This window comes from Streptococcus porcinus (assembly GCF_901542335.1).
Lineage (GTDB): Bacteria > Bacillota > Bacilli > Lactobacillales > Streptococcaceae > Streptococcus > Streptococcus porcinus_A.
Map to the genome: position 1 here is coordinate 200,512 of NZ_LR594036.1, position 26,152 is coordinate 226,663.

Annotated in this window: 18 protein-coding genes; 13 read left to right on the forward strand and 5 right to left on the reverse strand. The window is 35.5% G+C overall.

Features of this window, described 5'->3' with window-relative positions; translation table 11 throughout:
• The first annotated feature begins 28 nt into the window (after positions 1-28).
• From FGK96_RS01120 to FGK96_RS01140, 5 genes are all read left to right on the forward strand, one after another.
• Entirely contained in the window at positions 29-1,537 is a 1,509-nt protein-coding gene (locus FGK96_RS01120) for a SpaH/EbpB family LPXTG-anchored major pilin (protein ID WP_138080596.1), read from the forward strand.
• Between the two features lie 40 nt (positions 1,538-1,577).
• On the forward strand, positions 1,578-2,447 hold the full coding sequence (locus FGK96_RS01125) for a class C sortase (RefSeq protein ID WP_138080598.1): 870 nt from the start codon (positions 1,578-1,580) through the stop codon (positions 2,445-2,447).
• Between the two features lie 261 nt (positions 2,448-2,708).
• Entirely contained in the window at positions 2,709-3,185 is a 477-nt protein-coding gene (locus FGK96_RS01130; protein WP_138080600.1) for a FeoA family protein, read from the forward strand.
• The gene (feoB, locus tag FGK96_RS01135) at positions 3,182-5,344 is read left to right on the forward strand and encodes a ferrous iron transport protein B (protein WP_138080602.1); all 2,163 of its coding nucleotides are present in this window, start codon (positions 3,182-3,184) and stop codon (positions 5,342-5,344) included. Before FGK96_RS01130 ends, feoB begins: the two co-directional genes overlap by 4 nt.
• 3 nt (positions 5,345-5,347) lie before the next feature.
• Positions 5,348-5,479 (forward strand): FeoB-associated Cys-rich membrane protein, encoded by a 132-nt coding sequence (locus tag FGK96_RS01140; RefSeq protein ID WP_138080604.1) that lies wholly within the window; start codon positions 5,348-5,350, stop codon positions 5,477-5,479.
• 176 nt (positions 5,480-5,655) lie between these two features.
• Here the strand turns inward: FGK96_RS01140 and FGK96_RS01145 are convergent, their stop codons facing one another.
• Positions 5,656-7,233 carry an Nramp family divalent metal transporter gene (locus FGK96_RS01145; protein ID WP_138080606.1) on the reverse strand — a complete coding sequence of 526 codons (1,578 nt, stop codon included), beginning with the start codon at positions 7,231-7,233 and terminating at the stop codon, positions 5,656-5,658.
• 239 nt (positions 7,234-7,472) lie between these two features.
• Positions 7,473-8,795, reverse strand: a complete 1,323-nt coding sequence (locus FGK96_RS01150) for an FAD-containing oxidoreductase (RefSeq protein WP_138080608.1) — start codon at positions 8,793-8,795, stop codon at positions 7,473-7,475.
• A 303-nt stretch (positions 8,796-9,098) separates the two neighbouring features.
• Between FGK96_RS01150 and FGK96_RS01155 the strand changes: the two genes are divergently transcribed.
• The 4 genes from FGK96_RS01155 (at position 9,099) to FGK96_RS01170 (ending at position 13,028) form a co-directional block, all read left to right on the forward strand.
• Complete coding sequence (locus FGK96_RS01155; protein WP_138080610.1) at positions 9,099-9,554, forward strand: hypothetical protein; 456 nt, start codon at positions 9,099-9,101, stop codon at positions 9,552-9,554.
• 251 nt (positions 9,555-9,805) lie between these two features.
• Complete coding sequence (locus FGK96_RS01160; protein ID WP_138080611.1) at positions 9,806-10,492, forward strand: response regulator transcription factor; 687 nt, start codon at positions 9,806-9,808, stop codon at positions 10,490-10,492.
• A gap of 1 nt (position 10,493) precedes the next feature.
• Positions 10,494-11,522 carry a sensor histidine kinase gene (locus tag FGK96_RS01165; protein WP_138080613.1) on the forward strand — a complete coding sequence of 343 codons (1,029 nt, stop codon included), beginning with the start codon at positions 10,494-10,496 and terminating at the stop codon, positions 11,520-11,522.
• A gap of 246 nt (positions 11,523-11,768) precedes the next feature.
• Complete coding sequence (locus tag FGK96_RS01170; protein ID WP_138080615.1) at positions 11,769-13,028, forward strand: peptidoglycan bridge formation glycyltransferase FemA/FemB family protein; 1,260 nt, start codon at positions 11,769-11,771, stop codon at positions 13,026-13,028.
• 318 nt (positions 13,029-13,346) lie between these two features.
• Here the strand turns inward: FGK96_RS01170 and FGK96_RS01175 are convergent, their stop codons facing one another.
• Entirely contained in the window at positions 13,347-13,652 is a 306-nt protein-coding gene (locus FGK96_RS01175; protein ID WP_172601628.1) for a Spi family protease inhibitor, read from the reverse strand.
• 1 nt (position 13,653) lies between these two features.
• Positions 13,654-14,847 (reverse strand): C10 family peptidase, encoded by a 1,194-nt coding sequence (locus FGK96_RS01180; RefSeq protein WP_138080617.1) that lies wholly within the window; start codon positions 14,845-14,847, stop codon positions 13,654-13,656.
• A gap of 789 nt (positions 14,848-15,636) precedes the next feature.
• Here FGK96_RS01180 and FGK96_RS01185 point away from each other — a divergent pair.
• The 3 genes from FGK96_RS01185 (at position 15,637) to FGK96_RS01195 (ending at position 20,375) form a co-directional block, all read left to right on the forward strand.
• Positions 15,637-16,485: an Rgg/GadR/MutR family transcriptional regulator gene (locus FGK96_RS01185; RefSeq protein WP_138080619.1), complete on the forward strand. Its 849-nt coding sequence runs from the start codon at positions 15,637-15,639 to the stop codon at positions 16,483-16,485.
• Positions 16,486-16,858: 373 nt separating this feature from the next.
• Positions 16,859-17,779 (forward strand): metal ABC transporter substrate-binding protein, encoded by a 921-nt coding sequence (locus FGK96_RS01190; protein ID WP_138080621.1) that lies wholly within the window; start codon positions 16,859-16,861, stop codon positions 17,777-17,779.
• Positions 17,780-17,792: 13 nt separating this feature from the next.
• Positions 17,793-20,375: a pneumococcal-type histidine triad protein gene (locus FGK96_RS01195; protein WP_138080623.1), complete on the forward strand. Its 2,583-nt coding sequence runs from the start codon at positions 17,793-17,795 to the stop codon at positions 20,373-20,375.
• Between the two features lie 960 nt (positions 20,376-21,335).
• Here the strand turns inward: FGK96_RS01195 and FGK96_RS01205 are convergent.
• Entirely contained in the window at positions 21,336-22,094 is a 759-nt protein-coding gene (locus FGK96_RS01205) for a DNA/RNA non-specific endonuclease (RefSeq protein ID WP_138080625.1), read from the reverse strand.
• A 785-nt stretch (positions 22,095-22,879) separates the two neighbouring features.
• Between FGK96_RS01205 and hupY the strand changes: the two genes are divergently transcribed.
• Positions 22,880-25,987, forward strand: coding sequence for a leucine-rich repeat adhesin HupY/LrrG (gene hupY, locus FGK96_RS01210; protein WP_138080627.1), 3,108 nt, complete (start codon positions 22,880-22,882; stop codon positions 25,985-25,987).
• Positions 25,988-26,152: the final 165 nt, after the last annotated feature.

Here is a 26,152-nt window from a genome sequence, read left to right on the forward strand (position 1 = left end):
AGTAATGGATTTAGGAGAGAGGTTTTAAATGAAGAACAAATTAATAAGGCTATTTCTGACACTTAGTCTTGTGTTAGGAGTAGTTACGGGGGCTAATATTCCCGCTGCTTTTGCAGCAGGACCGGGTACGATTACTGTAACAGATACCCAAAATGGTGCAACTTATCAAGCCTATAAAGTTTTTGATGCAGAGGTAGCTGATACCAGTGCGCCAGATGCTAATAAAGATGGTGTCGCTTACCTGATTCCAGCTGGAAAAGAAAGTGATTATCAGAATTCTACAAATTTCACCAATTTATTTACGACTTCAAGTAATGGAGGCAGGACTTATGTAACAAAGAAAGATACTGCCTCTGCAGCTGATATTGCCGCTTGGGCAAAGCAAATTTCTTCCACCTTAACATCACCTGTGTCAGTTACTGAAACAGGAACTGATGGGACAGAAGTGATAAATGTTTCGGATTATGGTTACTACTATGTTTCGAGCAGTGTTAATAATGGTGCCGTAGTGATGGTAACGTCAGTCAGTCCAAATGCCACCATCCACGAAAAAAACACTGGTGCTAATTGGGGTGATGGCGGTGGCAAAACCGCTGATAAAAAATCATACTCAGTTGGAGATACTATTACTTATACTATTAACTATAATAATGCTGTCAACTATGATGGCTCTGAAAAAGTTTATCAATACGTGCTCCGTGATGATATGCCAAATAGTAATGTTGTAGCCTTGAATCCTAGTTCTATTAAGGTAACGGTTACAGATGCCTCTGGTCAAGAGACCGTTTTGACTCAAAATAATAATAAGGCTAAGGGGACCTATTCATACAATGAGTCAAATAATGATTTTGATATTACGATTCCTTGGAGTGCTACTCAGACTCAAAGCACAGATAGTGCCAATGGAGCAATTGATGACTTTTACTACAAAGGAATTAGTAAAATAACAGTCACTTATACTGGTGTACTAAAAAGTGAAGCTAAACCAGGTTCTGGGGACATTGCTGACAATACCAATACAGCGACAATCAATCCTAATACTCAAACTGATGACAGTGGAAAAAAAGCTACTGTCTATGATGGACAAATCACGATAAAAAAAGTTGACGGTTCAGATAAGGCAAAAACCTTAGATGGTGCGACATTTGTCTTGAAAAATGACCAAAATCAATACCTTAACTTTAGTGATCCACAAGCAGTTAAATGGACGTCAGATCAAAAAGAAGCCACAGAATACACAACTGCAAATGGTGGGCTTGTGACCATTAAAGGACTTGCCGAAGGAACTTATAAGTTAGTTGAAACAAAAGCTCCCGCTGGTTATAATTTAATGACACAAGAAACAACGGTTGTGCTTAAGGAAGGTCTAGACAATGGTCAAGATACTTTGTTGGTAACACCAACGATTGAAAATAATAAAGGAGCAGAACTTCCATCAACTGGTAGTATCGGTACAATTATCCTATATACAATAGGTGCTCTTTTAGCACTTGGTGCAGGAGTTGTTCTTGTTGCTCGTCGTCGTTTACAGTCTTAGTAGCAGAAATCACTAGCAAACTGGGGCAGATAAGAGGTTTATGAATAAAAAGAAACAAGATATTGTAACCATTTTGCTTGTCACAATAATTGCAATCGGGGTGGGTTTAATAGCCTACCCTTCAATTGCAAATTATTGGAATTCATTTCATCAGTCAAGTGCGATTATGGATTACCAAGAGCGTGTGACACAGATGGGGACTCAAGATTACGAGAAAATTTTACAAAGGGCCAGGCAATATAATACACAGTTTGAAAAAAGTGGTATGAAGTGGCGACTAACTGAAGAAGAGCGTCAAGACTATAATTCACAACTTGCCATCGATAAGACGACAAATATGGGTTATATTAGCATTCCAAAGATTAATGTCAAGTTGCCCCTTTATCATGGGACCTCTGACAAAGTGTTACAGACTTCAATTGGGCATTTGGAGGGCAGTAGCTTGCCAATAGGTGGCAGGTCGACCCACTCCATCTTATCTGGCCATCGTGGACTCCCCTCTTCAAAGTTATTTTCTGACTTGGACAAATTAAGGGTTGGTGATCGTTGGACAGTTAGTATACTTAACGAGACTTTTAGTTACGAAGTTGACCAAATCAGGACAGTTGAGCCAGATGATTTGAGAGATTTGCAGATTGTTAAAGGAAAGGACTACCAAACTCTCGTTACGTGTACTCCTTATGGGGTAAATACACACCGTTTATTGGTCCGAGGCCACAGAGTAAGCAATGCTAACGGAAATGCTTTAATAGTTGCTGAAGCTATTCAAATTGATCCTATTTATATTGCCCCATTCTTTGGGTTCTTATTAATTATCTTACTTCTCCTTCTCTTTTTAGAAATCACACGACGAAGTCAAAAACGCAAAGCTATTTTGAAAAATGCTTTGAAGAAAGAGTCGAAACATTAAGTTAAAAATAGATTGAAACTTGTTATTTTAGAAAAAAATATCAGAAAAATTCCTAAAGAGTTCTTACTGTTTTGTGACTCTGTTTTCGGAAAAATAGTTTAAATCAAATGGAGCGGCCTTAGAGTCGCTTTTTTCTTATGAGATGAGGTCTCCTTGATTTAAAAAAATCCATATTTTTCAGACTATCTCAGAAAGTTCAGAAATTTGTGGTATACTAAATTTGAAAAAATCCATTTTTAAAATGGTTAGAGGAGGTCAAAATTGATTTTACAATATGCAGAGGTAAGCATTCCTTATGTCATTGTTAGTATCAATTTACCTGAAGACAGCGTCAGACATCTTTCGAATCTAGGTTTAAAAATAGGCAGTCGTCTTTCATTAGTCTCAAAGACTAAGAATAGTGCCATTATTATGCTAAAATCAAGTCGACTAGCTTTTGATGCCTCTATTTTAAGTAAGATTGATGTCATTGAAAGCCAACAATCGGTTACAACTCTACCCTTATCTAACTTAGCTGTCGGGGAATTCGCCTATATTGATAATATATGTGCACATGCTGAAATCAAGCGTCGCCTCATGGATATGGGCTTGACACGTCACACTAAAATTTTTTTGCGAAAAGTAGCTCCTTTGGGAGATCCGATAGAGATTACTCTCCGTGGCTATGAACTGACCTTGAGGAAATCTGAAGCGCAAATGATCAGTGTCATTAAGATAGACAGCGAGGAAACAAAATGACAGAAATTGCACTGATAGGGAATCCCAATAGTGGAAAGACAAGTTTATTTAATCTTTTAACGGGGACAAAGCAACATGTTGGGAATTGGCCTGGTGTAACAGTTGAGCGTAAAAGTGGCATTGCCAAAAATCATAAAAATATTAAAGTTGAAGATTTACCAGGAATCTATTCGATGTCACCTTATAGCCCTGAGGAAAAAGTTGCACGTGATTATTTACTTAGTTATCATGCGGATGCTATTTTAAATGTCATTGATGCTACAAATTTAGAACGCAATCTATATTTAACGACACAGTTAATTGAGACAGGACTTCCGGTTACAATTGCCCTGAATATGAGTGATGTCTTAAAAAGTCAAGGAAAAACGATTAACAGTGATAAGTTAGCTTACCAGATGGGAGTGCCAGTTGTTGTGACTAGCGCTTTAAGAAATAAAGGTATTGATCAGGCTATAAAAAAGGCTAGTCAGACGACAAAGGATAAGATTGACAGAATCCAGTTTCCTAATTATGATTCGAGGTTTGAAGCTGCAATTTCCCAGATTATTGACCTGCTTGGTGGTACGGTCCCTAGCCGATCTAGTCGTTTTTATGCTATAAAGCTATTTGAACGGGATCAATTGGTGGAAGAAGAGTTGAACTTATCTACTCCTCAAAAACAAGAGATAAGGGATATTATTCAAATAATCGAAGAAATCTTTACTGAGGATTCAGAATCAATCGTCATTAACCAACGCTACAAGTTTATCGAAAATGTTAGTCATATGGTTCAACATCAGAACCATGATTTTAAAATGTCGATGTCAGATAAAATTGACAGGTTAATAACCAGTCGCATCCTAGCTTTGCCAATTTTTGCCACGGTCATGTTTTTAGTTTATTACTTATCTATACAAACGGTAGGGACGATAGGAACAAATTGGGTTAATGACGTGCTGTTTGGGGAGTATGTCCCTGAAGCGGTTTTAGCTATTTTAAAAGGATTGAACGTACAAACTTGGTTGCAATCTCTTATTATAGATGGGATTGTTGCCGGGCTGGGGGCAGTTCTTGGTTTCTTACCTCAAATCTTTGTTCTTTTTGTTTGTTTAGGGGTTTTGGAAGATATTGGGTATATGAGCCGAATAGCTTTTGTCATGGATCGCCTTTTCCGACGCTTTGGTCTCTCTGGTAAATCCTTTATCCCTATGTTAATTTCAACAAGTTGTGGTGTGCCAGGAATTATGGCCAGTCGAACGATTGAAAATGAACGGGATCGTCGAATTACGATTATGACGACAACTTTTATGCCCTGCTCAGCCAAATTGGCTATTATTGCTGTCATTGCAGGAGCCTTTTTCCCACACAACCCTTGGATCGCCCCAAGTGCCTATTTGCTTGGGATGGTTGCTATTATTTTATCCGGAATTGCTCTTAAGAAAACGAGCTTTTTAAGTGGTTATACCAGTCCTTTTATCATGGAACTACCAAGTTATCATTTGCCAAGTGCTAAGACTGTTTTGCGATATGCATTTAGTAAGGCGATGAGTTTTGTTCAACGTGCAGGAACAATTATTTTTAGTTTGACAGTCTTAATCTGGTTTATGAGTTCTTACAATTTCAATCTACAAGCAGTGAGTACTCAAGAAAGTATTTTAGCTAGTTTAGGACGGTTCTTTGCTTGGATTTTTACACCACTAGGCTTTGGAAATTGGAAAGCGACGGTTGCTACTATTACGGGACTTGTTGCTAAAGAAACGGTTGTCGCGACCTTAGGGATTCTTTATAACAATCCTGACACTACGGAGAAGACGCATTCCTTATGGACTAGTCTTCAAGGAAATTACACAGCTTTAGCTGCTTATTCTTTTTTAATCTTTAATCTGCTCTGCGCTCCTTGCTTTGCTTCTATTGGTGCTATCAAACGTGAAATGGGAAATAGGAAGTGGACTTTGGTGGCTATTGGCTACCAAACAGGACTTGCCTATCTTGTTAGTCTTGTTTTTTACCAACTTGGCTTAGTGATTTTCTATAGTAAATCCGTGACCCTTTGGACTGTTTTAGCTCTTGTTACAACTTTGGTGATGTCTTATTTTGTTATAAGAAAACCAAAGCAAGCTAAAACACAAATCATTAGTTTAGATGATTTGAACTCTCTTCATAACTATGGAAAGGAATAGGTAATGTCAACGTTTATTATTACGGTTTTAATTGTAGGTGGAGTTATTTGGGGTATTTATCATTACCTTAAGGGAGAAGGTTCTTGTGGAGATTGTGACTGTTCTTGTCCCGTTAAAGATGAGATGGAAAAATAATTAAAAGTATTTTAGAAAAATTCTTTTCAGGAAGCTTATAGTGCTAAAACATAGGAAAAAGGTGAGCAGTCGATTGCTCACCTTTTTAGTGTAATGGTTGATAAGAAGTAAAGAAAGCATCTATTTGAAGCAATTTTATAGATGGAATAGCTTTTAGAATAATTATTAGTTTACTTCTAAAGGGAAGCTTTTCTCTGTGAAAAGTGATATTTATCATTACCTTTATAAAGTTCATAAATAGTCCAAATGAGAAGAAGAATCATAGAAAGCATAACCACGTAAGCAATAGAGTCAGCTACCATAATTTGGTGATGACTTGGGTGATCACCCCAAAATCCCTCAATTTGATCTGGTAACCCTTTCATATTGAGATAAATTAAAGCAATGACAGAAATCCATCCTAGTACTTTAATAAGGAAAGTATTTTTAAAATCATCTTTCATTTCAATTTTGCTATTGGTGAAAATTAGAAGTGGCAACATTGAAAAAGGGAGTGCAAAGGCTAGAAAAACTTGTGAATTGTTCATTAAGTTGTTAATAGCAATATGCTCTGCTATGGCACTTTTGCCACTGGTTAGGAAAACACAAATCAGAACAGGGATAACAGATATAAGGCGAGTAACTAATCGTCGAACCCAAGTAGGCACTTTCATGTGAATAAAGCCTTCCATGATAATCTGGCCGGTCAAGGTACCAGTTATGGTAGAGTTTTGTCCGGAAGCTAATAGAGCAACTGCAAATAATAAGGACAGCATACCTGAACTAGCTACATGAGCTAAAATAGAATTACTCATAATACTGGGGTTAGAAAGTGCTCTAAATAATCCAAAAAAGGAGGGATCAGCAACACTTCCTGTTTTAAAAACTGCCACTCCCATGATAAGAAGTAAGGAATTAACAAAAAAAGCAACAGTTAATTGAATATTGGAATCGAAAGTAGAAAAACGAATGGCCCTAGCAATGTCCTTTTTGTTATGATGATCTAGTTTCCGACTTTGAACAACAGAAGAGTGTAAATATAAATTGTGTGGCATAACAGTGGCCCCAATGATGCCTAAAGTTCCGGCGAGAGGTGTCTGTCCGTTTACTGTATGGGTTGTTGAAAATGCCTCAGCACTAGGTACAATTCCCTTAATAACATCACTCCATATAGGATGGGAAAGGGCTACCTGATAAGCGAATACAAAAAATATCACTAGGATTAAAGCGACAACCAAAGCTTCAATTTTCCGAAAGCCTACCTTTGTTAATAGTAATAAGAGTAAAACGTCAAATACTGTTATAAAGACAGCGATTTCTAAAGGAATATGAAATAAGAGGTAAAGTGCAACAGCCCCACCTATGACTTCAGCAATATCTGTTGCCATAATAGCTAATTCTGTTAAAATCCATAACACAATACCTAATTGTTTACTAGTACGAGCTCTAATGGCTTGAGCAAGATCCATTTGAGAAACAATACCTAGTTTAGCAGCCATATATTGTAATAGCATTGCAATCAAACTAGACATTAAGATAATTGAGATAAGTAAGTATTGGAAATTTTGTCCACCAGTTATGGATGTTGACCAATTGCCAGGATCCATATAACCGACAGCAACAAGGGCACCTGGGCCTGAATAAGCGAGTAAGGTTTTAAAAAAGCTCATTCCTTTAGGAACATCAATGGTCCCGTTTATTTCTTGTAGTGAAGGGCCATTTGCGTAATTAATAAAACGATTCTTTGAACTTTTGTCATGATCTTGTGAATTCATAGCAGAGTAAACCTTCCTAAAAATAGCAAACCTAACTAATAGATTAAGTAAACCTAATTTTACCTCAAAAATAAAAAATATTCAATATTTAATTTTTAGTCTTATCTATCTTGAGGATTTTAAAGAAACAAAAAAATAACCCTAAATTTGGACTGCACCCCAATTGTTAGATTTTGTGTCTAACTTTTGGGATGCGGTTCATTCATTGTAGGGTTATTTTTGGATAGTCATAAGTTTCTTTAAAAATTAAAGACATCATTTAGATTTTCGGCCATTGTCGGATGTGTGAAGATTTGTTTTTGTAAGTAGGTATATGGAATCTTGTTATCGATGGCCATTTTAATGAGATTTATTAATTCTGGAGACGCTGCGCTTAATAAGGTTGCACCTAATATAAGGTTTGAGTCTGCATCCACGACTACTTTAAAGAAGCCTCTTAAGTCACTATTAACATGACCTCTCGGCATATTTGCGACCATTAAACTATTTGATTTATAATTCAGTCCTTGCTCTTTTGCCTGGGTTTCATCGATTCCAACTCGGGATAATGGAGGATTTAAAAAGATGGTGTAAGGAATGTTTTGACGCTCCTTAGTTGAATAATCAGTACTCCCATTTAAATAATTCCACACAATTCGTGAATCATCTAAGGAAACATATGTAAATTGTAAGCCACCATTAACATCACCAACTGCGAAAACATTCGGGACAGAGGTTTGTAAGAATTCATCTACCTGAATTGCTCCACGCTCTGTTAATTTAATATCGGTATTTTCAAGTCCAAGACCTTCAGTGTTAGGTTTTCTACCTGTCGCATGGAGAACAGCATCGAACGTATAATCCCCATTTTCAGTTGTTATAATGACATTGTCACCATCATTTTTGACTTCAGAAATTTTTGATTGTAATTCAAATTGAACCCCGTTGTCCGCCATATACTCAGCTACTTTATTTGAAACAAACTCTTCTTCTCTACCTAAGATACGTACTTGTGGATCAAAAATTTGAACATGTGTTCCCATTTGGCTGAATAGGCTTGCAAACTCAAGTCCAATATTTCCGGCTCCAATAATTCCTAATCGTTTAGGTTGAGTTTCAAGATTTTGGATACTTGTTGAGTCATAGACATAGTTTGATTCCGCTAATCCTTTAATTGGTAGACTATTTGGTACTGCTCCAGTATTAATAATGATAATTTCGGCAGTGAGTTCTTCAGCCTCGCCATTGGCTGAAGTGATTTTAATGACTTTGTTAGAAATAAATGTGGCATCAGCATTAAAAACATCAACTGTTTTGGCGTCATCAAGCATTTTAAAATTTTTAGCCCTTAAACGACTAACAACAGTATGTTTTTCAGTCATGGCTTCATCAAAACCATGACCAGTTTCAATAGAATGAATCAGCACTTTAGTAGGTATACATCCTATATTAATGCATGTACCTCCGTACATTGTTTCATCTTTTTCAATGATGGCCACTTTTTTACCATCAGCTCCAAACTTTGAAGCAAGGGTCTTACCAGCTTTACCAAAGCCAATAATGATTAAATCGTATGATCTCATCAGTTGTCCTCCTAAGTATTAATTTTAGTTAAATTATAGCACGATAGTACTTAAGTGTCTTAATTCTGAAATGGTAGGCCCAAAGAATGATGACGCTCCCGACTTTAATAAGTTAGGTATCAATTAGGGAGAGCTATAACCCTTTCGAAGAGGGGCCTCTATATTACCTTCTAAAAATAATTGATTTTATATTTTCCTAAGAATGACTTAAGAATTATTTTATATTTGGTTTAACTTTAGTTTAACACTGACTGTTATACTTAGTTCATAAAACAAATAACCCAAAAGAAAGAGGTAAATGAAATGAAAAACAATAAGCAAACTATTCCAGCTATTGCTACTAACTATTTAAAAGCAGGACTTGTTTCAGCTCTGTTTGCGGGAGGAGTGTTTGTAGCCCTCGGATCAACTCCATCTGTTTCAGCTGCTAGCTATACTGGCAATAAAACGTCTGAAAAATTAACGGACACAGAACTTTACGAACGTGCAAAAACACTCAAGTTGCCAAAATATATTAGAGGTTCGCTTTACGGTAATCTTAACCATAATTCCAGTGTTACTTATCCAAAGGATGAGGATGGTATAGACGAACCAGAAGCACCAAAAGCGCCAAAAGAAACAAGACAATTAACGGACACAGAACTTTACGAACGTGCAAAAACCCTCAAGTTGCCAAAATACATCAGGGGTTCTCTCTATGGCATTCTTAACCAAAATTCCAGCGTTACATATCCAAAAGATGAGGATGGTTTAGAATAAAGAATAAGCTGAAGCATCTATGGGGAAGACCTAGTAGGTCATAAGTTCTAAAACCTTTATAAGTAAGATTCAAGAATTTATATTTGGAAAACGATTAAGTGCCAATGCTTGTGGTTAAAGAGTGATGTAACACTGAAAAGCATCATCATTAATGACTAAAAAACTTATTTAAAAGAGATATTTGGTTCAAACAAAAGTTAGTGTTATACTGGAAAAAGTATAACACTAACTTTTTTAATCAAGGAGAATGTATGACCTACAAAATTTTATTAGTGGACGATGAAGTATCAATCACTGATATTAATCAACGTTACTTACAACAAGCTGGCCATCTTGTCACTGTTGCAAGTGATGGCTCTCAAGCATTGGAGAAATTTCGTCAGAATCAGTATGATTTAATTATTAGCGATATTATGATGCCCAATATGGATGGTTATGATTTTATTGGAGAAGTTCTGTTAGAAAAACCTAATCAACCCTTCCTATTTATTACAGCTAAAATTTCGGAGCCAGATAAAATTTATTCATTAAGTTTAGGGGCAGATGACTTCATTTCCAAACCTTTTAGTCCACGAGAACTAGTCCTGCGGGTCAAAAATATTCTTAATCGAATCTATGGAAAGGCTACTGAGTCTGAGTACTTGGTAATTGGAGATTTAAGCATAGATTATAATACTCGAGTAGTTAAGGTAGCAAATCAGAGCCTTAACCTGACCAACAAGGCTTTTGATTTACTATGGATTTTAGCTAATCACTTAAATCATGTTTTTTCAAAAACAGAACTTTATGAGCGCGTGTGGGAAGAAGAGTACTTAGATGATACCAACACTTTGAATGTACACATTCATTCTTTACGCAACGATTTGGCAAAATACAGTACTGATCAGCCACCAACTATTAAGACGGTTTGGGGATTAGGATACAAGTTAGAGGAATAAAATGAAACTAAGAACATATATTGTTATCGGCTATTTAGTATCTATGTTGATTACTATTGCTGGATTAATCGTTGGTTTAAAGCAAATGTTTATCACAACCAAGGATATTTCATATATCTTATTGATAGCACTAATAGCCTCTTTGGCGGGGGGGATAGTGAATATGTTGCTCTTGACCAATGTTTTTTCATCCTTAAAAAAACTAAAAGAAAAAATGCAAGCTATCTCTCAAAAAAATTTTAACCGTGACCATCTTATTAAATCTCCTTTGGAATTTAAAGATCTTGAAGGAACTTTTAATCAGATGTCATCAGAATTAGAAGCTAGCTTTGAATCACTGAATGAGAGTGAGCGAGAGAAATCCATGATGATTGCTCAATTATCCCATGATATTAAAACACCGCTAACTTCAATTCAAGCAACTGTAGAAGGTATTCTAGACGGAGTTATTTCCAAAGAAGAGGAAAGAGCTTATTTGAATACTATTTCACGCCAAACCAATCGTTTAAATCAATTAGTTGAAGAATTGCAAGTGGTCAGTTTAAATGACCAAAAACACGAAGTCAAACAAGCTTCCCAAGTTATTTACCTTGAAAAATTACTCATTGAAATTTTGTCAGAGTTTCAATTAACTTTAGAGCGGGAAAATCGAACAGTCAACATTCAAGTGGCACCTGATGTTGTTAAAATAAAAAGCCAATATGACGCATTGTCTCGTATTATCTTAAACTTAGTTAGCAATGCTATTAAATATTCAGAAGTTAATACAGCTTTGACCATTCGGGCCTATCGACAAAGTCAAAAAATCCGAATTGACGTGATTGATCAAGGACAAGGTATAAAAGAAAAAGATATGTCCTTAATTTTTAAACGCCTATATCGTGTGGAGACATCTCGCAATATGAAAACCGGAGGACATGGACTAGGTCTCTATATTGCTAAGCAATTGGCCCATCAACTAGATGGAGATATTTCTGTTGAAAGTCAGCTTGGGAAGGGCAGTGCTTTCTCATTGTTCTTACCCGCCTAGTTAAAGTGATGTTTTTTGACTTGGTTTTAAAGAAAAAGAAGTTAATATAGTCTGTCCTAGGAAATGAGATCTGGTCCTTGCTTACAAAATGAGTTGAGAAGTACCTCTTTGGAAGCTGCAAAGGGGGTACGCCTAAACAAAAACTGGAATTATTTATCATTTTTAAAAAAAATATAGGTTAAGAATAAAAGTTAAGTTATAATAATAAACAGAGAAAACATTACAAGTTTAAGGAGAACTTTTGAATTGTCAATATCAGTAGTAAATGTAGGAAAAGATAAGACGGACTTTGATTTATTTGTGGAACAACATCCTTATGGAAATCTTTTACAATCGAGCTCATGGGCACAGGTGAAGAATAATTGGCAGTCTTGTCAGCTTGCGTTTTATCAGGATCAAGAATTAGTAGCATGTGCTTCTATTTTGATAAAAAAGGTGATTAAAAATATTAAAGTTGCATACATACCAAGAGGTCCTATAGTTGATTATAAGAATCCGGAGCTTGTAAAGTCTGTTTTTAAAGCATTAAAAGAATATAGTCACAAAGAAAAGTTCCTCTTATTAAAATGTGATCCTAATTTTCTATTTGACAGAGAAAATCTTAAGCAAACAGACTATTGTCAACAGATGATTGAAGAGATGGAAAAAATGGGTTATTCGTGGACTGGTTTGACTTTCAATTTGAGTGACACTATCCAACCTCGTTTTCAGGCTAATAAATATCTAAAACAGGATTCTTTCAACGATTATCAAAAGCATGTTAACCGCCTGACTAAGACGGCCACTAAAAAAGGTGTAGAAATTATTAAGGGCTCTGAAGACGAAGTTAGACTTTTTTCAGAACTTGTTGTTCGAACAGAACAAAGAAAAAATATCCATTTACGAAATTATGATTATTTTAAAAAGATAAAGGATACCTACAAGAACAAAGCAGAGTTTTACTTTGCTACAATTAACATTGATAAGCAATTGGCAAAACAAAAGGAACGCTTGTTGCAATTAGAGAATGATTTAGCAGAAACACCAGGACATCAAAAAAATCGCTTGAAAGAACTTAAGCAACAAAAAGCTTCGGTACTTAAACAAGTTGATGAATTGACAGCTCTGGCCGAAAATAATCCTAGTCAATTAGTTGTTGCAGGTGTGTTAGGAATACGCTTTGCTACGGGGATAGAGTTACTCTATGCGAGTATGGATGAACGATTTAAACACTATTATCCTCAATACCTTCTAGATACGGAAATTTTCAAGAGATGTCACCAAGAAGGTCTAAGTTGGGCAAATATGGGTGGTGTGGAAGGAAACCTTGAAGGTGGTTTATCTGTTTTCAAGTTATCATTTAAACCAACTATTGAGGAATATATTGGAGAGTTTAATTTATCACCTAATCAGCAACTCTATCGATTAGGTAAAGATGCCTACAGGATTTACAAAAAAATAGCTAAAACTATAACGGTTAAAGCATCAAAAAAATTATCACTAAAAAAAGATCAAGGTAAACATTAAAAATCTGAATAGCAGCCTAGCTTTATCGAAAATAGGTAAAAAGTACTATTAACGGCAAAAAAATGTACCTTCTATTATAAAGAACGCTAAAAGAACCGAGCTCTCTATAGAGAACTCGGTTCTTTGTTTGGCAATAGCCTGGAGGCAATATTGAGAAAGTTATAACGACTTACTCAACTTGTGACTATTTTGATTTTAGCAGTTGTCTCCGCAGTGATAGTAATCAGTTGGGTCAGTGTAATACATCGAAAATAGCGATTTTTAGGATTTGGCTTCAAATGATGGTTAAACGATAGTTAGTACTAGACAATAAACGTCTTAATCCAGAGATTTAATTTGTTCTTGATAAGCTTCTATCATGCTCCATACATTTTTTTGGTTGATGTCAAGTTCGTTGTCAAAAGAATACCCTAAAATTGTATGTGCTCTTGTATCTCCGGATACGAGAATAAAGCCTGTTGGAAAGAGAGAATAGATGTATACTTCACTACTTGTATGATTACTATCCAAAGGATAAATTAACTGCTGTATGCGCACGTTACCTTTATGTTGTGTATGTTCTTGACAGAATATCTCAGCCTCGTGACGCGCTTGCGCTTCTGTTCTAACAAAATCAATGCCCATACTAAGGTTTGATTCCGACAACAGCGCTTTGATAGTGATTAAAGCCACCAGAGCCTCCACCAGTACCAAGAGAAGAAGGGTTTAGAGCATCTAATCTGAAGAAACCATCAGCGACTCCGCCCCAGCCCCAGTTAACATGGTAGAAGTCATTTCCGTCAGAACCATCGATAACGAATGCATGGCCACCTAAGTCACCAACACCTTGGTAGTATACTGGTTGGTTTTGAGTCAATTCGTTATCAATTTGTGTTTCCCAATCTTCTTTACTGTAACTATCGCGTGAAATTTGGTGAACAGATTGAGCGTAGCCGAAGTTTTCTTTCAAGGCTTTTTGTACGAGAGGACTACCTGCTGAACCACTGGATGGGCCGTAGTCCATTCTTACTGTAATACCAACGTCAGACATTAGTTGTGCAACAGCTGTTTTTTGAACATCAGATTCGTTTCCATTGTAAGAAGGTAAAATGTTATTCCAGTTGTACACTCTAGTAGAAATAGGTGCAGTTAATGTTATAGGGCTCTTAAAGTATTTATTACTAAAGGTATAAGTGAAGTCTTTTAATCCTTTATTAGGGTAATTATGATATTTCATAATTTGAGCAGTTGCAGTAGCAACACATCCAGTTGCTGCATCTTGTCCTATATATTTTTCTTCTCCAGGTCCTGCTTGTTCTATAATAGGTGTTAACAGATTGTAAGGGTAACCTTGGTTATAGTGAATACCTTTAGCATCTAGTAGAGAGTTAACTACTGGTTGTTTAATATTAGTAGTATCTGTGTATGGGGTATCTATTTTTTTATTTTCTGTAATTTGTTTGGCATAGCTTTCAATAAAGGAAGCAATATTTTCCTTACCACTGGCATCGAATGAACCTTTTGTAGAATAGCCTAAAATCTCTGGAGAACGTTTATCTGCAGAAACAATAACGAAACCACCGGTAGAAATATTGTAGACATACATGTTAGAGTCGGAAAGTTTATCCCCTAATGTTACTTTGTCCAATTTAATGTTTTGGGCATCTCCCCCAGCTTTAGCTTTGATAGAGTCATTTTTTTCAATAAATGTGATAGCTGAATTTTTGGCTTCTTGTTCGTTACGACCAAAGTTTTCAGAAGCAAAAACTGGATTAGAAAGGATAAATCCACTTAACGTTAAAATACTTAATAGCTTAATACCTAATTTCTTTTTATTCATGATTAATACCTCCGTAAAATAAATGAGTCTAATAAGTTCATTTCTAACAGTACATTGGACACACCTCCAAACTTAAAATGAGGCCGTCTAATATTTTCGTCTCTAGCTGAAAATATCTTTTGGCTTATAAATGAAAGCACTATTAACAATGATGGTTTCTCCTTACTATTTAGGGGTTCTTGAATACCTCAGTGTCACTCTACTGGTGATTGGCAAGTTACACAGGGCTGAATAATAAGAAAGTGAGTAAATAGTTTTTTTTTAAGAATCACCCTTTTCAAGGCTTGTTTTATTGCTAACATAATTTGGCATGGAATAAATCTATAACTCCTTGAAAGGGAAAGTTTTTGAAACTATGGCTTAGAGATTAGGTAACCGGTTTCGTAACTACATCTTAACCTTCTGAAGATGAACTTCTTTTTATTATTATCAATAGTTAAAAAACTTAACTTTTTAGTAGTTTTCTCATTCCATCAACTAGAAATCGCAACGTTTTAATGCTGATTTCGGACAATAATGACCTCTTATAGTTGACAAGGAGGTTGAAAATACTGATAATAATAAGTAAGCCAATTAATATATCAGTCAATGCTTTTAGTTGATTCTTTACTCTTAACCACCATCATTTTCCACTGTACCTATAGAAATAGCAATAACAACCACATAACACGTACCTCCTTTTAAATTCCTTTTGGCTATATATTAAAACAGAATGGGATTGAATAGACAATTTGTTGCGCATTATGTACAATAGTAACGTATTTTTGACATAAATTAAGGAGGCTTAAAATGGAACTTGGCGAAACTGTCGAATTTATTAGGCATTCGAAAAATATTCCCATTAAACAAGTTTGCGGTGATTACTTAACTAGACAGACTTATCACCGCTTTATAAAGAATAATCTTGACATTTCTTCTACAAAGCTACTTTATATCTTAGATAATCTAAACGTAAATGTTGATGAATTTCTCTTTATTAGTAATAACTTTAAAAGATATCAAGAATTTATCGACATGGATACGGCTAAACATTACTTTGAAAACCAAGATACAACAGGACTACATCAGATTCTAACTTCATATAAAGATAGTAAGTCGACAAAAGAAAAGAACCTCTTTGCTTTAGTAAAGGTTTTATTAGCTATGTTAACTAATGAAGATTGCCTTAAAGAGCGACTTTACCTATCAAACTATCTTGTTAATATTGAAACCTGGAGTCACTATGAAACGGTACTGTTTAATAACTGTATGTTTATTTTTGATTCTAACTTCATCGAAATTATTTTTTCAAAAGTTATCCTAAACCTTGATAAGTACAATACACTTAGGTGCTATGGAAATGAATCTATTAGAATGTTCGTTAATATGCTTATCTTATTCATTCAAAGGCAAGAGTACCAAAAAGCTGCCGAAATTCTAGCGCAGATTAAAAATTATAGCCTAAATGAAGATTGCTTATATGAGAGGTGTTGTATCACCTTTTTTGAAGGTATCATTGATATCATACATGGCAAAGAAGGAGCCGAGCGAAAATGCGAAAAAATATTACAAGTTTTTGAACTATTGAATTGTAAAACAATCCATAAAATGTTTAAGGCATATTTAAAAGATATAAAAAATAAAGTTAAATATGCTTAAATATCGATTTAAACACTAAAAGATAAAGCATTCTTTTATAGAAAATACAAGCCACCTTTTTAACAAGTTATCAGCCACTATTAAATTGTTAGTATGTTTCAGAGTAGCTCAACTTGGAGTTGCTAAAGCATTTTATAGTTTTGGAAGAGACATCAAGATACAAAAAAGCCTTTATAAAAGGCTTTTTTGCATGACTTGGTAAACTAAACTGATTTAGTGAAGGTGACTATTAAAATTCAAGGAAATTATGAATATTATGAAGAAGTTTTTTAATTAAATCATTATAAAATGTTGACAATTAGATTAATTAGCGTTAATATTAACTGGTTAACAACCGGTTAATAACTAGTTAAAAATTTTATGAAGGAGTCTTATGAAAAAAATATTTTTGACTTTTTTTCTGTTAGTTATTTTGTTTGCAACTTCTGCTTGTCAGAAGGCAGTAAAGCCTAGTTCTAGTCAGCATGGACTATCTATTGTGACAAGTTTCTACCCGATATATGCTATGACAAAAGAGGTTTCAGGTGACTTAAATGATGTGAGGATGATTCAGTCTGGTGCTGGGATTCATTCCTTTGAACCCTCAGCTAATGATGTAGCAGCTATATACGATGCAGATTTATTTATTTATCATTCACATACTTTGGAATCTTGGGCAGATGATCTGGATTTTAATCTGAAGAAAACGAAAGCTACTGCGTTTGAAGCTTCAAAATCATTAACTTTAGATAGAGTTAATGGATTAGAGGATGTTGAAGTCAAAGAGGGAATTGACCCAGCAACCTTATATGACCCTCATACTTGGACAGACCCTGTTTTAGCTGGAGAAGAAGCACTGAATATTGGAAAAAAATTGAGTCAAATAGATCCGGATAATTCAGAATACTATACTAAAAATGCTAAGTCATTTAAGCAGAAAGCAGATCAATTAGCTGAGGAGTATCATAAGAAATTCAAATCAGTAAAGGCTAAGAATTTTGTAACTCAGCATACAGCCTTCTCTTATTTAGCAAAACGTTTTGGATTAAAACAATTAGGCATTTCAGGGATTTCCCCAGATCAAGAGCCATCACCACGTCAACTAACTGAGATTCAAGCATTTATTAAAGAGTATAAGGTGAAGACTATTTTTGCTGAGGACAATGTTAGTCCGAAGATTGCTCATACTATTGCTAAAGCAACTAAAGCTAAAGTTAAAACTTTGAGTCCGTTGGAGTCTGCACCACGTGGTGATAAATCGTATCTAGAAAATCTTAGGAAAAATATGGAAGTTCTTTATCAAAATTTAAAATAAAAGGAGATAGGATTTGAAAAAGAAATATATCTACACTAGTTCAGCAGTTGCTATTTTACTAGCTAGCCATATAGGGCTTTATCAATTAGGTAAGCTTCAGGCTGATACAAACCATAAGGATAACAAAATTGCATATGTCAATGATATCAAAAAAAGCACGCAAGCGTCTAAAAAAGATAAAACCATGGATCAGATTAGCGCTGAAGAAGGTATCACTGCAGAACAAATAGTAGTTAAAATTACCGACCAAGGCTATGTTACATCACACGGAGATCATTTCCACTTTTACAATGGTAAAGTGCCTTATGATGCGATTCTTAGTGAAGAATTAGTAATGACTGACCCTAATTATCAGTTTAAACAATCTGACGTTGTTAATGAAGTTTTGGACGGCTATATTATTAAAGTAGATGGGAAATACTACGTTTATCTCAAGCCAGGAAGTAAGCGTAAAAATATTCGTAGTAAACAGGAAATAGCTGAGCAGGCTGCCAAAGGAACAAAGGAAGCAAAAGAAAAGGGTCTAGCTAAGGTATCTCATCTTAGTAAAGCAGAAGTTGTAGCGGTTAATAAAGCTAAAAGCCAAGGGCGTTACACAACTGATGATGGTTATATCTTTAGTCCAACTGATGTGATTGATGATTTTGGTGATGCCTATTTAGTTCCGCATGGCAACCATTTCCATTATATTCCCAAAAAAGATTTATCTCCAAGTGAATTAGCAGCCGCTCAGGCCTACTGGAATCAGAAAAACGGTAGAGGCTCGCATCAGACTGATTACCAGCCATTCCCGTTCCCAAATCCAGCTCCTCATAGAGGCTCAACTTGGCATAACTCTCCAAATCATGGTCCTCATAACGGTAATCATGGCTCCTCTTCACATAGACCAAATGGAAACTCGTCTTCTGATAAACACAATAATAAAGATTTTGAGGGCAAATCATTTAAAGAGCTTTTAGATTTATTGCATAGTATGGATTTAAAAGATCGTCATGTTGAATCAGATGGACTGATATTTGAACCAACACAAGTAGTAAGAGCTAATGATTTTGGTTATGTTATTCCTCACGGGGATCACTATCATATTATTCCTCGTAATCAATTGTCAGCTTTGGAAATCTTGTTAGCTGACCGCTATTTAGCAGGACAAACGCACGACACTCCAAAACCACATCAACCAGATAAAGATAAAACTAAAAAAGTTATTCATACATTTTTAGGACCTTCTATTATAGCTTACGGTAAAGGGCTTGATGGTAAGCCTTATGACACTAGTGATAACTATGTCTTTAGTAAGAACTCTATTTATTCTGTTGATAAATCCGGAGTAACTGCTAAACACGGTTCTCATTTTCACTATGTGGGATTTGGTGAATTAGAACAAAATGAACTGGATCAAGTTGCAGAATGGTTGAAAGCCAAGGGTCAAGATAAGGAATTAGCAAAAGCTTTGGGGCAATCAGAAGGAGAAGAGAAGTTCCCGTTTGATGCTAAAAAAGTCAGTCTTAAAGTAGTTAATAATGGTAAAGTTGGTTATATGATGACTAAAGATGGTAGAGACTATTTTTATGATCGTGAACATCTTGATTTAACACAGATTGCTTTTGCAGAGCAAGAACTGATGCTCAAAGATAAAAATAACTATAAATATGATATTAAAAATGATGGTATTGAGCCAGCACTACTGGTAAATCTTGATAGTTTACCAATGCATGTTGGTAATGCCTCTTATGATACAGGAACTGAATTTATTATTCCTCATATTGACCATATCCACGTGGTTAGGTATAGTAATTTATCAAAAGAACAGATTGCTACAATCAAGTATTTAATGAGTCATCCAGAAGTTCGACCAGAACCATGGACTCAGCCACATGGTAAAGGGGAGAAGAAAACACATACAGAACAACCTAAGTATATTGTTAATGTCACACCAGTGGAAAAACGTCAAGGTCTGCCAAACTGGATGGTTATCCATTCAGTAGAAGAAGTTCAACAAGCACTTAAAGAAGGCCGCTACGCTACGACGGATGGTTACATTTTCAATCCTCACGATATCCTTGATCCAAAGACATTTGTTTGGAGAGATGGCTCCTTCAGTATTCCTAGAGCAGAAGGTGGCTCTTTAAGGGCTATCAGGAAAAATGACCTATCTGAGTCTGAGTGGCAAAAAGCTCAAGAATTCGTTGCTCAGAGAAGAGCTTCAGATGCTGCACGTGAGAAAAAAACAGATAAGAAATCACCGGTTGAAAAATCACCCGAAAAATCATCTGAAAAACCAGTTGCTCCAAGCGTGAATCCGGCCCCTAACGAAGATAAAAGTAATGAAGTAAGGACGACCGTTCCATTGCCAAAAGAGGAAGAGAGGAATCTTCCGGAAGCGAGCAAACCAGAGAAGGTCCAACCTTCAGAAAGTAATAGTTCAACCAATTATGGGTTGGATAGTGGCACCCTGCAAACTCGTATCGCACAAATAGCCCAAAAAGAAGGAGTTGATCCTAAACAGATGACTCTCCTACCAACTGGTGTTCAATTTACTGATAAAACTGGTCATCTCGTTCTATATGATATTAAAACCCTACAAAAAATCGGTTAATCTGGCTATTTTTGAAAGAAGGTGACCTGATAAAAGAGATTATGTTAAAAAGCTTTTTCAAGTTGCTAGGACAAATAAGTCAAAAAATGGATACTATACCTATGAGAAAATAAATAATAGTTTATATTTAATAATGCAGTGTATAACTTTCGACATAAGGCTATGGCATCATAAAAGCAGGAATTAATTTTGAATTCCTGCTTTTGTTATAAAGTATTTCAAAAAATATCAGTAACCAGATGTATGAGCTAACTTAGGAGTTATCTAGTTCAGTAGTGTTTTATTACCTGTTCAGAACGCACATTAATTCTAGTTAGTGTGATAAAATGAAACCAGGAGAATAAGCCATATGAGAAGTGAACAAGTGATAATTAATTTAATACGGAGCATAGCTCAATTGGATGATAGAATTGAGGTAGATAAAATAGCTAGCAAAACCAACTCAACTAGAAAAGCAATATAAGGCTTAACCATGGTAACTATCAGTCAGCGATGATTCTTATGAAAAGTTATCAAAAACTAGTTAAAGAAAAGCCTTTTAATATTTTTTGATAAAAGGAGTTCTATGACCACACCATTATATTTTATCCGCCATGCTGAACCGAATTATGGTAACCATAATGATCGACTAAGAAAATTGAGTGATAGAGGGGTAAAACTTTAGTGGACAAATTCTCTGCAATTTCGATTAATCAATTCTATGGTAGTCCTTTGTCATTGGTACAAACGGCACTGCACTTTCAACAATTTATAAACCAGAGTTTAGTTTTATAGCATTTGATGCCATCAAGCATCTATTTCCGGGGATAGTTAAGCTTGAATTTAATGGCATAGAGCTAGAGAAAATAAGCACTGTAGGCGAATAGGTCTAAAAAATATCCAGCATATTGGAAATTAAGAACTAAATAAGCTCAATGTAAAAAGTCGCTTAGGTTTATTTCTAAGCGACTTTCTGTTGGGTTAGTTTTTAGGAGTTGCAGTACCAGTCAAGTAATCAAGATTAACGTTAGGAGCAGAATTTTCTAAAACTACTGTTATAACACCATTTTCATCGATACGTTCTTTATCGCTGTTTAATCTTATAGGTAGTAACTTACCAGATGCATCAATACCAACATATTGCAATTCGATTTGACGAGGAAGGAGTTCATTACCTTGATATATTGGGGTTACTTTATAGTCTAACCAAAAATCAGGATGCAATGCAAGCCAAGAGTCTAAACGATTTTCGTAGTATAGCATACCATCAGGATTACTGTCATTTGTTCCTGTATAAGCTCCAGTATTTAGCCAAGCAGTCATGGTTACTAGGTTTCTGGGCTCATCATTTAAGCCACAGAATTGATAGCCAACTAAATGACCACGATTCATTACCCATGCTTTTTTTGTGCCATCTCCATATGGGAATTGATAATTATGCCACCCTACAGGGTCATAATTTATTTTAGTACGTTTATCTTTGGTTTCATGTCTATCTTGAAGTTGTATATGCGAAGAAGTAGCGCGGTGGAGGTTATCTAATTCGTTAAGCTGTAGTTGATACTGACCTGTAAATGGAAGTATTTTGTTCGATATAGGACTCGGAGAATGCGAGTTTGCATGCGCGACATTTGGATAGGTCAGTATTCTATCGGCGTCAACGCTTGTCGTCGTTATAGAAAGGGAAAGTAATAATAAAACAACAGTAAGCAAACTTGTCTTTTGTTTAGATAATTTCATGATAACACCTAAACCTTTCCGATTTTAGCTTTTAGAGTGGATCAATTATTGCACTTTACTAGTTAAGTATACCACTTTTAATTAAAAAAACATGATATTAATAAAATTAATTTAACACAAATGTTGCTCTAAATGTTCTTTTATTTTAATTTTTCGCTCCAAAAAACGCTTCCATATAACATATTTTTATAATAATCTCTTTTTTTAATAAATTTTTCCGTCATCAATGAAGAAATTTTCGGAAACAAATCGTCATACTCCACTTACTATAATTTTTCTTGCTTTTTCCATCTGCTTTAGTAAAGAGTTTAATATAGGTTGATAAAATTAAGTGAAGTTAATTTTTATATTACACAATACAAAATAAAATAATTCGAAACGTCGAAATTTTTCTTGAAACCTTAAAAACTTTGTGTTACTATACTTACTAAGCGGAACCTTAGTAAGTTCCACTCGATTCAAGAAAGTTATGTTTAACTTTATAAAACAGTGGTGGTGAAGTAGGAGATGACTTCTCCCCAGAAAACAGAAGAGATTACCAGAAATATCCCAATTGTGGTCGGATTTTTGATAAATCACTGTCCCTATTGGGAGGCTTTTTTGGTGCTCGAAATCGTGTCATTTTCTTATAGATTAAAAAAGAAACTAAGTTGCATGATTGATGATGAAGGGAAAGATGCTATGGAATCAAGCACAAAAAAGTATCAGTCTGGAATAGTTTAAGGATGCTATTATCAGTCAATTAATGAGTGGAAAAAATTGGCTTTTAGAAAGGTTTTACCACAATGAAAAAACATATTAAAACGATTGCCTTGACTCTTACTACAGTATCTGTAGTTGTTCATTGCCAAGAGGTTTATGGCTTGGAAAAAGAAGAAGTGCCAAAGCATGCGCAGACTCCACCAACGTCGCATGATGATTGGTTTGAAGAAACTGACCTCAGAGACAACCTAGGTGGCAATAAAGAATTATCTTCTCTTGATTCAACTGTTACCGATTTATTTTCTGATGAGAGTAGTTCGCATCCTCAGGCAAAAGCAGATGCTACCACCAAATCAACTGAAGAAGATTCTGAAAGAATAAAAGAGGAGAAAGATCAGTCAGCAGCAAAAAGCCAAGCTGAAGTCAAAGCCGAACAAGACAAAGGAGCAGATGTTCCTGATAAGAAGGATACTTCGACATCTACTTGGGAAGTAGCAGACTTTATCACTAAGGGGGACACTCTTGTTGGTTTTTCAAAATCAGGAATTGAGAAATTATCTCATACCAGCCATCTCATTTTGCCTAGTCAAGCAGCAGATGGCACGCCCTTAACTCAAGTAGCTAGTTTTGCATTTACCCCAGATAAAAAAACAGCAATTGCAGAGTATACAAGTAGAGTGGGAGAAAATGGAGAGACTAGTCATTTGGACGTTTCTAAGAGAGAAATCATTAATGAAGGTGAAATTTTTAATGCTTATCTGATAACGAAGGTCACGATTCCAAGCGGCTATAAGCATATCGGCTCAGATGCTTTTGTAGATAATAAAAATATTTCCGAAATTAACTTGCCAGATAGCCTTGAAAGCATTTCTGACTATGCTTTTGCCCATATGTCTTTAAAACACGTAACCTTACCAGATAACCTAAAAACCATTGGAGAGTTAGCGTTCTTTGATAATCAGATTACAGGTAAACTTTATTTGCCTATGAGGTTAACTCGCTTAGCAGAACGGGCCTTCAAATCTAACCACATTCAAACAATTGAGTTTGGTGGAGACAAACTAAAAAGCATAGGAGAAGCTTGCTTCCAAGATAATGCTTTGACAAATGTGACCTTACCTGACGGTTTGGAAAAAATAGAATCAGAAGCTTTTACAGGTAACCCAGGGGATGACGATTATAACAATTATGTTGTTTTATGGACAAAGTCAGGTCAAAATCCTCATCAACTGGCGACAGAAAATGCTTATATCAATCCAGATAAGTCTTTACGGCATGAGAATCAGGACCTTGATTATAGTAAATGGTTGGAAGAAGATTTCACCTACCAAAAGAATGTGGTTACTGGCTTCTCCACTAAGGGCTTGCAAAAAGTGAGACACAATAAGTCTTTAGAAATTCCCAAGCAGCATAAGGGAATAATCATTACCGAGATTGGGGATAATGCCTTTCGCAATGTTGATTTTTACAATAAGACCTTACGGAAGTATGATTTAGAAGAAGTGAAATTACCACCTACTATTAGAAAAATTGGAGCTTTTGCTTTTCAATCTAATAGTCTCAAATCATTTGAAGCTAGTAAAGATTTAGAAGAAATCAAAGACGGGGCCTTTATGAATAATCGTCTGGAGATTTTGGATCTCAATGAAAAGCTCACAACAATTGGTGATGCAGCTTTCCATATTAATCACATTTATGCCATTGTTATTCCTGAATCGGTGCAGAAAATAGGGCGTTCAGCCTTTCGGCAAAATGGTGCACAGAACCTGATTTTTATGGGAGATAAGGTTGAGTCTCTTGGCGAGATGGCCTTCCTCTCAAATGCTCTTGAGCGTTTGGACCTTTCTGCGCAAAAGCAACTAAGAGAAATTCCTGTTCAAGCTTTTTCAGACAATGCACTAAGGGAAGTCATTTTGCCTCCAGCTCTTCAATCAATCCGCGAGGAAGCATTTAAAAAGAATCATCTGAAAGAATTGAATGCTTCATCTACACTATCGTATGTTGCCTTTAATGCCTTAGATGAAAATGATGGTGATGATTACTTTGGTAAAAAAGTGGTGGTTAAAACGGTTGATAATTCACACCCCTTAGCAGATGGAGATCATTTTATTGTTGACCCGACAAAATTATCAAAAACCACAACAGATATTGAAAAAATATTAAAAAGAATTGATCAGTTACCTTATCAAGAGCTTCGTCAAACAACCCAAACTCAGTTTAAAGAAATGGCTGCTGCAGGCAGAATATTACAGACCAAAAAGAACCTTAGTCAAGGAGAAAAACAGAAGTTTATTCAGGAAGCTCAGTTCTTCCTTGATCGTCTTTTGCTAGACAAACTCTTAGCCAAAGCAGAGAAAATCCTAGTGTCTAAAAAAGGAGTGGAGAATACTCGCCTTCTTGAGAGAGCTGCTGACAAGGCTAGATTAGCATATAATAACAGTGCTGTTGAGAAGTCTAAACTTAGACGTTTAGAAAAAGAGTTGGATTTATTGACAGGTTTAGTTGAAGGGAAGGGGCCTTTAGCTCATGCGAAAATGGTTCAAGGTGTTTACTTGTTAAAAACTCCCTTACCTTTACCTGAATATTATATTGGTTTAAATGTCTATTTTGATCAATCGGGAAAGATAATTTATGTGCTTGACATGAGTGATACAATCGGTGAGGGTCAAAAAGATGATTATGGTAATCCGATTGTGAATGTAGATGAAGATAATGAAGGCTATCACGCACTAGCGATAGCAACTTTGACAGATTATGAAGGGCTTAATATTAAAGATATTTTGAAGAATAATCTTGATCAGTTTAAAACTATTCGCCAAGTTCCACTGGCAAGTCATCATAGAGCTGGAATTTTTCAAGCTATTCGTAATGCGGCTTCAGATGCAGAACAATTAATACCTAAAGCGGATAAGGACCATCAGCAATCAAAATCAATTCATCCGGAGATAGCAAAAGATGGCGAATCTCAAGTTCATTCTGACAGGACTGACTTACAATCCAGCCTACAACTCATTAAGTCGCCTCTTTCAGGACTACTACCTAAAACAGCTTCTGAAAAGAATCTGATTTATAGCGTTTTAGGTTATCTCAGTCTAGCTCTGCTTTTTCTAATAACCCTAGGGAGAAAAGGAAGGGTTGAAAAAATGCTTAACACTAGTGATAGAACCCAAAAAGAAGTCCAAGGTGAATGATCGTAGGTAATGATTGGACAAACTGTAAATAGATATTTTAAAAAGCCTTATACACTCTAAGGCTTTTTAGAATTCTCTCTGCGAAAGAGATTGAACAATTTCTTTAAGTGGACTGCTCACATTTTTCTCATTTATTATTAAAAAATCAGAACTAATAAGTATTAA